General features: G+C 68.7%; 11 protein-coding genes. 6 read left to right on the top strand and 5 right to left on the bottom strand.

Features of this window, described 5'->3' with window-relative positions; translation table 11 throughout:
- Positions 1–32: 32 nt before the first annotated feature.
- Positions 33–443, bottom strand: coding sequence for a helix-turn-helix transcriptional regulator (locus tag FVA80_RS29620; protein ID WP_147905999.1), 411 nt, complete (start codon positions 441–443; stop codon positions 33–35).
- Positions 444–927: 484 nt separating this feature from the next.
- Between FVA80_RS29620 and FVA80_RS29615 the strand changes: the two genes are divergently transcribed.
- A complete protein-coding gene (locus FVA80_RS29615; protein ID WP_147905856.1) occupies positions 928–1,272 on the top strand; it encodes an antibiotic biosynthesis monooxygenase in 345 nt (114 codons plus the stop codon).
- A 440-nt stretch (positions 1,273–1,712) separates the two neighbouring features.
- Entirely contained in the window at positions 1,713–3,218 is a 1,506-nt protein-coding gene (locus FVA80_RS29610; RefSeq protein ID WP_147905857.1) for an undecaprenyl-phosphate glucose phosphotransferase, read from the top strand.
- A 17-nt stretch (positions 3,219–3,235) separates the two neighbouring features.
- Here FVA80_RS29610 and FVA80_RS29605 read toward each other — a convergent pair whose 3' ends face one another.
- Positions 3,236–3,721, bottom strand: coding sequence for a transcriptional repressor (locus tag FVA80_RS29605; RefSeq protein WP_147905858.1), 486 nt, complete (start codon positions 3,719–3,721; stop codon positions 3,236–3,238).
- Positions 3,722–3,845: 124 nt separating this feature from the next.
- Between FVA80_RS29605 and FVA80_RS32080 the strand changes: the two genes are divergently transcribed.
- The 3 genes from FVA80_RS32080 to FVA80_RS29595 are packed head-to-tail and all read left to right on the top strand — an operon-like array spanning position 3,846 to position 5,667.
- Positions 3,846–3,980, top strand: a complete 135-nt coding sequence (locus tag FVA80_RS32080; protein ID WP_281407053.1) for a hypothetical protein — start codon at positions 3,846–3,848, stop codon at positions 3,978–3,980.
- The gene (locus tag FVA80_RS29600; protein WP_147905859.1) at positions 3,977–4,795 is read left to right on the top strand and encodes an ABC transporter ATP-binding protein; all 819 of its coding nucleotides are present in this window, start codon (positions 3,977–3,979) and stop codon (positions 4,793–4,795) included. The genes FVA80_RS32080 and FVA80_RS29600 overlap by 4 nt, the downstream gene beginning before the upstream one ends.
- Positions 4,796–4,842: 47 nt before the next feature.
- On the top strand, positions 4,843–5,667 hold the full coding sequence (locus FVA80_RS29595) for a metal ABC transporter permease (protein WP_147906000.1): 825 nt from the start codon (positions 4,843–4,845) through the stop codon (positions 5,665–5,667).
- On the opposite strand, the gene FVA80_RS29590 is transcribed toward FVA80_RS29595, so the two are convergent.
- The 3 genes from FVA80_RS29590 to FVA80_RS29580 form a co-directional block, all read right to left on the bottom strand.
- Positions 5,668–6,531, bottom strand: a complete 864-nt coding sequence (locus FVA80_RS29590) for an SDR family oxidoreductase (RefSeq protein WP_147905860.1) — start codon at positions 6,529–6,531, stop codon at positions 5,668–5,670.
- Positions 6,528–7,625: a tRNA epoxyqueuosine(34) reductase QueG gene (gene queG / locus FVA80_RS29585; RefSeq protein WP_246692202.1), complete on the bottom strand. Its 1,098-nt coding sequence runs from the start codon at positions 7,623–7,625 to the stop codon at positions 6,528–6,530. The genes FVA80_RS29590 and queG overlap by 4 nt, the downstream gene beginning before the upstream one ends.
- 77 nt (positions 7,626–7,702) lie before the next feature.
- Positions 7,703–8,395, bottom strand: a complete 693-nt coding sequence (locus FVA80_RS29580) for a glutathione S-transferase family protein (RefSeq protein WP_007561448.1) — start codon at positions 8,393–8,395, stop codon at positions 7,703–7,705.
- 255 nt (positions 8,396–8,650) lie between these two features.
- Between FVA80_RS29580 and FVA80_RS29575 the strand changes: the two genes are divergently transcribed.
- Positions 8,651–9,454 (top strand): undecaprenyl-diphosphate phosphatase, encoded by an 804-nt coding sequence (locus tag FVA80_RS29575; protein WP_147905861.1) that lies wholly within the window; start codon positions 8,651–8,653, stop codon positions 9,452–9,454.
- Positions 9,455–9,524 lie beyond the last annotated feature (70 nt).

Below are 9,524 nucleotides of genomic sequence, written 5' to 3'. Positions count from 1 at the left end.
GATGTGTACGGGACCGCCCCGGTCGAAACCGTTCAGACCGGATCGGCTGCGGGCGGTGCGGTGCGGGCCTGCGCCAGCCGCGCGGCGCTCCGGACCAGCGCGAGGACGTCGCGGCGCATCTGCTCGTCCTCGATCAGCGCGTAGGCGCGCAGCAACTCGATCGCCCCGTGGGCGCTGAGGAAGCCGAACACGTCCTCCTGGGCGTTCTCGCGGGGCTCGCTCTCTTCGAAAAACGCCGACACCGGCACCTCGAGCAGGCGCGCGATCTCGCGCAGCCGGCCCGCACCGACGCGGTTCTGGCCCTTCTCGTATTTCTGAACCTGCTGGAACGTGACGCCGACGGCGTTGCCGAGCGCGGTCTGGCTGAGGCCGCGGGCCTTCCGCAGCGCGGTGATGCGAATACCGACCAGACGATCGACGTCGGTGGTCTGCTTCGGCATGATCTGACTGGTCACGTCCTTGTCCGCGCTTTGAACAGCGTCCCCTTGCGGATCCGGTGTTCTCGCCTCGCCATCGCGCCGCTTCACCGTCCGACCCTCAATCTCATAACGCGCCTATACCTAACGTGCGGTGCCGCACGCTAGAGCAGCAACCGAATGCATTGCAAACGGTACCGGCTCTAAGCCCTTATTGTCACTTGCTCCCGTGCGCCGAACAAATTTTCGCGTCGATTGCGAGCGGTATAGCAATCGGATGACACCCCGACTGCGACACAATATGGACCGTCCCGCAATTGGACACGAAGTTGTTAAGCTCCGCAAGTCTAAGCATACATCTTGTGGTTTAACCTGGCGTATCTTCGAAACATTGTTGCTGAAATGTCGATCGGATAAGTCTGCGCAGAGCTTCGCGCGCGCCCCGTCGCCGCAGCAGGGCTCGCCCGGACCGGCTTCGGGGCCTAAATTCAGCCTCTCAACGGAGAACAGCATGTTTATCGCGATGAATCGCTTCAAGGTCGTTAAGGATGCGACCGAGGACTTCGAGGCCGTCTGGCTCGGGCGCGACAGCCATCTCGGCGAGATGGATGGCTTCGTCGAATTCCACCTGTTGCGTGGACCGGAGCAGGAGGATCATGTCCTCTACGCCTCGCACACCGTCTGGCGCTCGCGCGCCGAATTCGAAGCCTGGACGCGCTCCGAGCAGTTCCGCAAGGCGCACAGCCGGGCCCCTTCGACCAAGCCGCTGTATCTCGGACACCCGCAATTCGAGGGCTTCGAGATGGTGCAGACCGTCGGCGGCGCCGAGACCGCGAAGCAGGCCGCCACCGCCTGACGTTGCAGATACTGCCTTCATGACCCGCCGCCGGACCGAAATGTGGTCTGGCGGCGTGACGACGTAAGGTTGGGCGACCCCGTCGACGGCCGCGCGCAGGAACCGCGCCGCCCCTGTGTCCGGGATACCGCGAGACTCGGCCAAGCTTCTTGGTCCGCTAGAATTCAACCCTTCAGCAACGTCCCGGCATTACCACGCAACTGCTGGTATCAAGCCGTCGAACGGTCACGCACTGCATGTCTCCGTATTCTGGTGACTCAGCATTTACCATGTATTGCCGACCGGCAGACGTTCGCTTACATGGGCGGCCACCCCGAAGCGGCCGGACTACCGGATTTCGCGGCTCACCCCTTGCTCCGTCATCGGCAGATGCCGGCGCTGAAATCTTTCGTGTTTCAGACCGGTACAAAGTCCGATCAAACCGGGACGCGGCGGGCAACATGTTTCACGAGCGGGTTCCGGAGACGTTCCAGCCCCTTCCGACTTCGGCCGAACGCCGTCGCAGCGTGTGGTCGGCGCTCCTGCCGCGCCGCGGTCGGGCGTTCGCGCGAATCGTGATGTCGTCGTCGCTGGCCGCGGCCGAGATCGGGGCGATCGTCGCCGTCATCCTGGCCGTCGAGTTCGGCTACCAGATCGCCTTCGAGGGCGACAGCGTGTGGGTGACCGCCTTCCGGGGCCTGCGCCTGGCCGCGCTGCTCAGCGCGATCATCGTCTCGTCGAACATCCTGCGCGAGGATTACAGCCTCGACGGCATCATGGCACAGAAGCTGAACGTCCAGCGCATAGCCTCGCTCTGGCTGGTCGCCTGGGCGGCGGTGCTTGTGGTCGGCTTCCTCACCAAGACGACCAATGACTACTCGCGCATCGTCTCGATCACGGCGTTCCTGCTCGGCCTGCCGGCTCTCCTCCTGACCCGCACCGTGGCGACCCGCCTGGTGCGCAGGAGCCTGACGGCGGGATCGGCCTCGGCCAGCCGCGTCCACCTGGTGGGGTACGAGGAGGACATCGCCCGGTTCTACGCCAGCCACGAGGCCGAGCAGCTCGGGTCCCGGATCGTCGGCACCAGTTACCTGCGCCGGGTCGATCCGGGCGCCGACACCGTGTCGCGGCACGATCAGCTCCAGGAGGATCTCGACCTCGCCGTGTCGGTGGTCCGGTTCCTGCGCCCGGACGACGTGTTCGTGCTGGTGCCGTGGACCGACACCGCCGAGGTCGAGCGCTGCATCGACGCGTTCCTGCGGGTACCGTCGGCCCTGCACCTGCGGCCCGGCAGCGTCCTCGACCGGTTCCCTGACATGCAGGTCGCCCGGGTCGGCGGCGTCTCCGGCATCAATATCGGACGCCGGCCGCTCAACGTGACCGAGATCCTGCTCAAGCGCGCCCTCGACCTCACGGTGGCGGCGATCGCCCTGGTGTCGCTGTCGCCGCTGCTCGCGGCCATCGCCGTGGCGATCAAGCTCGACAGCCCGGGTCCGGTCTTCTTCCGCCAGAAGCGCTACGGCTTCAACCAGCAGCCCTTCGGCGTGTTCAAGTTCCGGTCGATGCGAGCGGACGCCAACGCGGTGTTCAAGCAGGCGACCCGCAACGACAGCCGCATCACGCAGGTCGGCGCGATCCTTCGGCGGACCAATCTCGACGAGCTGCCGCAGCTCCTGAACGTCCTCAAGGGTGAGATGTCGCTGGTCGGCCCGCGCCCCCACGCCCTGGCGCATGACCGCAGCTTCGAGCGGCGGATCGCGCTCTACGCCCGGCGGCACAACGTGCGCCCCGGCATCACCGGCTGGGCCCAGGTCAACGGCTATCGCGGCGAGACCCTGACCGACCTCGACATGGAACGTCGCGTCGCCTGCGACCTGCACTACATCGACAACTGGTCGATCTGGTTCGATCTCCAGATCATGGTCCAGACCATCGTCTCGCGGCGGGCCTACAAGAACGCTCGCTGAACGACCCGGGACGCGCCTCAGGTTTCCTGCGCACGCTCCCGGCAGGCCCCGCAATCACCCTCGACTTCCAGGATGCTGTGGGCCGGCGTGAAGCCCGCCCGCTTCAAGGTGCGGCCGAGGCCGTCTTCCAGCTCCTCGGACGAGGCCTCGTCGACGCCGCCGCAGGTGCGGCAGATCAGAAACACGACCCCCTCCCCCGGGGCATGCCCGTGGGCGCAGGGGATGAACGCGTTGCGGCTTGCGATCCGGTGGACCAGGCCCTGCTGCATGAGGAAGTCCAAGGCGCGGTAGACCGAGACCGGCGCCACGCGCTTGCCCGGCGCACTGAGCTTCTCGGCGATGTCGTAGGCGCCCTGGGCCTTCCCGGCCTCCGCCACCGCTTCCATCACCTCACGGCGCAGCGGCGTGAATTGCAGCCCGCGCTCGCGACAGACGGCTTCCGCCCGCGCGAGCATGTCGCCGACGCCCGCCTGGCACGCGTCGTGACCCTCGTGACGGTGCATGATCGCTCCAACCCCGAAACCGCCAGTTGTCCGGCGGGTTTGTTACAGTGTATCACCGCGGCCCCGGAACGCACCAGTAGCCCGACCGGTCCCCGCGCCGGCCCGAGCGCGCGACGAGGACGTCTTGCCCCCGATTTCCAGCCCACGCCAAGCGGCTCCGCGATCCCTGTTCCGCAGCGGCATCGGCCCACGCCTCGCCCTGGCGGTGACGCTGTCGGTCGTGGTCTGGCTGGCGATCGCCTGGGCGCTGGCCGCATGAGCGACCGTCCCGCCATGCAGGATGCAATCCGGCTGGTCGGCCTGACCCTCGGCTACGATCGGCATCCGGCAATCCACCACCTGTCGGGGACCGTGCGCGCCGGCGACCTGCTGGCGCTGGTCGGGCCGAACGGCGCCGGCAAGTCGACCCTGCTCAAGGGCATGGCCGGCGAGATCCGCTGCCTCGAAGGGTATATCGAGCGCTCGGGCGCCCTCGCCTACCTGCCCCAGGCCGACGAGATCGACCGGAGCTTTCCGCTGAGCGTGATGGACCTCGCCGGCATGGGCCTGTGGCGGAAGGCCGGATCCTGGCGCAGCCTGGGCCGGCGTCGGCCGGAGATCGCGGCGGCCCTCGAGGCGGTCGGGCTCGGCGGCTTCGAGGCGCGCCCGATCAGCACCCTCTCGGGCGGGCAGTTCCGGCGGGCCCTGTTCGCCCGCCTGATCCTGCAGGATTGCCCGGTGATGCTCCTCGACGAGCCGTTCACCGGGATCGACAACCGCACCGTGGACGACCTGCTGGCGCTGATCCGGCTCTGGCACGGCCAGGGCCGTACCGTCGTCGCCGCTCTGCACGACCTGTCCCAGGTGCGCGAGCATTTCCCGACCACGCTCCTGCTGGCCCGGGAAGCCGTGGCCTGGGGGCCGACCGCCCGAGTCCTGACGCCGGAGAACCTGGCGCGTGCGCGCAACCTCTCCGAAGCCTGGGATGAGGACGCGCCGGTCTGCATCGGGCCCCGGACAGCCGACGCGCGCGGGCATGATCACGGGTCGCACGGCCCGGACGCCCACGATCATCATCACGAGGACGCGGCGTGATCGATCCGTTCGGGCCGCTTCTGGCGCCCTTCGTGGAGTTCGGCTTCATGCGCCGGGCGCTGGCGGGCTGCCTCGCTCTGTCGGTCTCTGCGCCGCCGGTCGGGGTCTTCTTGACCCTGCGCCGGATGAGCCTGATGAGCGACGCGATGAGCCACGCGATCCTGCCGGGTGCCGCAGCCGGCTTCCTGGTCGCCGGCCTGTCGCTGCCGGCGATGACGCTTGGCGGACTGGTCGCCGGGCTGGCGGTGGCGCTTCTCGCCGGCGCGGTCACCCGGGCCACGGTGGTGCGCGAGGATTCGAACCTCGCAGCCTTCTACCTGATCTCGCTGGCCGGCGGCGTTCTGCTGGTCTCCCTGCGCGGCTCGCAGATCGACCTGATGCACTTCCTGTTCGGCTCGGTGCTGGCCCTCGACGACGCCGCGCTGATCCTGCTCGGCGGCATCAGCACGCTGACCCTGGTGGTGCTCGCCGCGATCTACCGGCCGCTGGTGATGGAATGCGTCGATCCGCTGTTCCTGCGCACGGTGAGCCGCAGCGGCGGCCCGGTGCATCTCGCCTTCCTGGCGCTGGTGGTGGTGAACCTCGTCGGCGGCTTCCAGGCGCTCGGGACCCTGCTGGCGGTCGGGCTGATGCTGCTGCCGGCCGTGGCGGCCCGATTCTGGGCGCGCGACCTGGGCGGCCTGATCCCGATCTCGATGCTGATCGCCGCGGTGGCGAGCGTGACCGGGCTCAGCCTGTCCTACCAGCTCGACCTGCCGAGCGGCCCGGCCATCGTGCTCGCCGCCGGCGCGCTCTACATCGTCTCGATGCTCGCCGGCCCGCGCGGCGGCCTGCTCCGCCGCCTCGTCCGGCCGCGGCACCTGGAAGCCTGATCAGGCCTGATCTTTCAGGGCGGCCAAGCCCTCGCGATAGGTCGGGTACGCCAGCGCGACGCCGAGTTCGTCGCGGATCAGCCGGTTCCGCACGCGCTTGTTCTCGCCGTAGAAGCTGCGCGCCATCGGTGACAGGTCGGCGGTCTCGAAGTCGACCTCCGGGGGCAGCGGCAAGCTGGCGAGCGCCGCGGCGTGCTCGGTCACGGTCTGAGGCGGCGCCGGCTCGTCGTCGGTGACGTTGTAGACCGCCCCCGGCCTCGGACGGTCGAGCGAGGCCATCAGGGTCGTGGCGATGTCGTCGACATGGATGCGGTTGAAGACCTGGCCCGCCTTCACGATGCGTTGAGACCGGCCCTCGCGCAGCTTCACGATCGGGTTGCGCCCCGGGCCGTAGATGCCCGACAGCCGGAACACCTGCACGGCCTTGCCGGTCCGGGCGCCGAGATCGAACCAGGCCGCCTCGGCCTCGAGCCGGATCCGGGAGCGGGCGCTGCGCGGCGCGGCCGGCGTGGCCTCGTCGATCCAGGCGCCACCCTGGTCGCCGTACACGCCGATGGTCGAGAGATAGCCGATCCAGCCGACCCGGCTCGCCGCGATCGCGTCCTCGTAGCGCCGGAGCATCGGGTCGCCCCGCTCGGAGGGGGGCGCCGAGACGAGGAGCGCGTCGGTGTCGGCGAGGTCGTCGGCGATCCGGGGATCGTCCGCCTCCGGCCCGAAGGCCCGCATGGTGAAGCCGGTCTCGGTGGCGATGCGCGCGGCACTCGCCGGGTCGGTGACGGTGCCCCGCACCGTCTGGAAGCGGTCGCGCGCCCGCTCGGCAAAACGGCGGCCGGTGAAGCCGAGCCCGAAGATGAAGAGATTCATGCCCGGGATGTCTCGCCGGTCCGGAGTTCCGTCAAGGCGGTGGCGGCGATCCACTCGCTGCGAACGTGAGAATCCGTCTCGGCTGCTTCGTGCTGTTGGCGCAGTGCCTGAACGGAGGCGGGCTCCAGCAGGCGGCCGCAGGCCCACACCGCCATGCCCCGCACCAGCGGCGAGGCGTCCGCGAGCCGCGCGATCGCCGCATCCGCGAGGTGGGGATCGCCGGAATTGCCGACTGCGATCATGACGTTCCGCAGGAACCGGTCCCGGCCGGTGCGCTTCACCGGGGTTCCGGCGAACAGTTTCCGGAAGGCCGCGTCGTCCAATCCGGCGAGGTCCGCCAGCGCCGGAGCGGCGAGGTCGGCCCGGGCAGCCAAGCGGGCATCGGCCGCGGTCCGGGCGAACTTGTTCCAGGGGCAGACCGCCAGGCAATCGTCGCAGCCGAACACGCGGTTGCCGATCGCCGTCCGGAACTCCGTCGCGATCGGCCCGGCATGTTCGATGGTGAGGTACGAGATGCAGCGCCGCGCATCGAGCCGGTACGGAGCCGGGAAGGCGTCGGTCGGGCAGATGTCCAGGCAGGCCCGGCAGGAGCCGCAATGGCCGCGCCCGGGATCGTCGGGCTCGAACTCGGCGCTGGTGTAGATCGCGCCCAGGAGCAGCCAGTTGCCGTGCTCCCGGGAGAGCAGCACCGTGTGCTTGCCCTGCCAGCCGAGCCCGGCCGCCTCGGCAAGCGTCTTCTCCATCACCGGGGCGGTGTCGCAAAACACCTTCACCCGGACGTCGCCCTTGGCCGACAGGTAGCCCCCCAGTTCCTTCAGGCGGCCTTTCAAAACGTCGTGATAATCCCGGCGGCGGGCATAGGCCGCGATCGCGCCGCGCTCCTTCAGGGCCACGAGTTCGAGCGGATCGTCGTCCGGGCGGTAGCTCATGGCGAAGACCAGGATGCTGCGCAGGCCCGACCAGAGGCCGACGGGGCTCGCGCGCTGGTCGGCGCGGTCCGCCATCCAGTCCATCGTGCCGTGGGCGCCTTCCTCCAGCCAGGACGACAGGCGCGCGGGCAGGTCCGGGAGCCGGTCGGGCCGCGTCACCCGCATCCCGCAGAAGCCGAGATGGCGCGCCCGCCCCTCGACGAGGCGGCGCAGGTCGGCACCGTGATAGGTCCGTCGTGCGCTCAGAAATCCAGATCCGCGTAATGGGCCGCCGGCGGCATGCCGGCCACCCGGTCGGCCAGCAGCCCCCGGAACGAGGGCCGCGACTTGACCCGGGCATACCAGTTGCGGGCCATCTCGTCCTCGTCCCACGGCACGTCGCCGAGATAGTCGGCGCAGGAGAGGTGGGCGGCGGCCGCGAGATCGGCATAGGTCAGGTTGTCGCCGGCGAGCCAGCGTCGGCGAGCGATGAGGTAGCCGATATACTTGAGATGGTAGCGCACGTTGGTGCGCGCCGCCCGAATCGCGTTCATGTCTGGCGGGCCGCCGCCCTCGTGCGCCGACATGAAGCGCTTCGAGATCTTCTCGTTGACCAGATAGCCGGTCACTTCGGAGTCGAACTTGATCAGGAACCAGTCCAGCAGGCGCCGGACCTCGACGCGCTCCACCGTGTCGTCCGGCAGCATGCGCCGGCCGGATAGCCCGAGGCCCCTCGTCTCGTCGAGGTATTCGGCGATGACGCCGGCGCCCGGCACGACCAGGCCGGTCTGCTCCAGCAGCACGGGCGTGGAGCCTGCCGGATTGATCAACAGGAAGTCGTCCCGGCGCTCCCACGGGCGCTCCTCGAACAGCGTCGGTTCGAGACCCATCTCGGCGAGCACGAGACGGATGAACCGGGAGTTCGCGCAGAAGGGGAAGTGGTAGAGCGTCGCCATTGAGGCCGTGAGGACAATGCGTTCAGACGGCGCGGACAGTCCCACGCCGGTCGTCGGCCCCGGCGCGTTAGATTTCGGCGCGCAGGACTTCAGAGCGAGCGTTATTGCTCGATCGTTGCCGAGCCCTTAACACGCGCGGCCCGCTCCGGTAACCGCTCGTCAACCCTGATGGGCGAAGCCTCCGGGCACATTCTTTGGACGGTTCGCGACGCGCCTGGCTCGGGCCGGCGTGTGCCCGCGGCGCGAGGCTCGACAATGGATCCGGTAAGCATCGGGAAGGCGGTCCTTCTCGCCCTGGTGGAGGGCGCGACCGAGTTCATCCCGGTCTCGTCCACCGGTCACCAGCTCCTGGTCGGCCACTTCATCGGCTTCCACTCCCCCAACAACACCTTCGAGGTGCTGATCCAGCTCGGGGCGATCCTGGCGATCCTGACGGTGTATTTCCGCCGCCTCGTCGGCATCGCCACCGCGCTCCCTACCAACCCGCAGGCTCGCCGCTTCGTGATCGGCATCCTGGTCGCCTTCCTGCCGGCCGCGATCATCGGCGGCCTCTTCTCGAAGGTGATCAAGGCCTACCTGTTCAACCCGTGGATCGTATGCGCGACGCTGGTGGCCGGCGGCCTGGTGCTTCTCGTCCTCGACGACACCGACCTCGAGGTTAAGAAGACCGACGTCTACGACTTCTCCCTGCCGATGGACCTGAAGATCGGCATCTTCCAGTGCCTGGCCATGATCCCGGGCGTGTCGCGCTCGGGCGCGACCATCGTGGGCGCGATGCTGATGGGCGCCGACAAGCGCTCGGCCACCGAGTTCTCGTTCTACCTGGCGATGCCGACCATGGCCGGCGCCTTCGCCAAGGACCTGTTCGACAATTACAAATTCCTCTCGCGCGACGATATCGGCCTGATCGTGATCGGCTTCATCGTGTCGTTCGTCTCGGCCCTGTTCGTGGTCCGCGTGCTGCTCGACTACGTGTCGCGCCACGGGTTCCGGCTGTTCGCCTGGTGGCGGATCATCGTCGGTGCATTGGGCTTCGCCGGGCTGATCATCCTCGGATAACAATCCTCGCCCAACGGGCGATTGCCTCCGGGCGAGCGGCGTGCGAGGCAAGTCCCCGAAAGCGGTGCAC

The sequence above is a fragment of the Methylobacterium sp. WL1 genome, assembly GCF_008000895.1.
Classification (GTDB): Bacteria; Pseudomonadota; Alphaproteobacteria; order Rhizobiales; family Beijerinckiaceae; genus Methylobacterium.
This window is presented reverse-complemented; position numbering and strand designations above follow the sequence as displayed.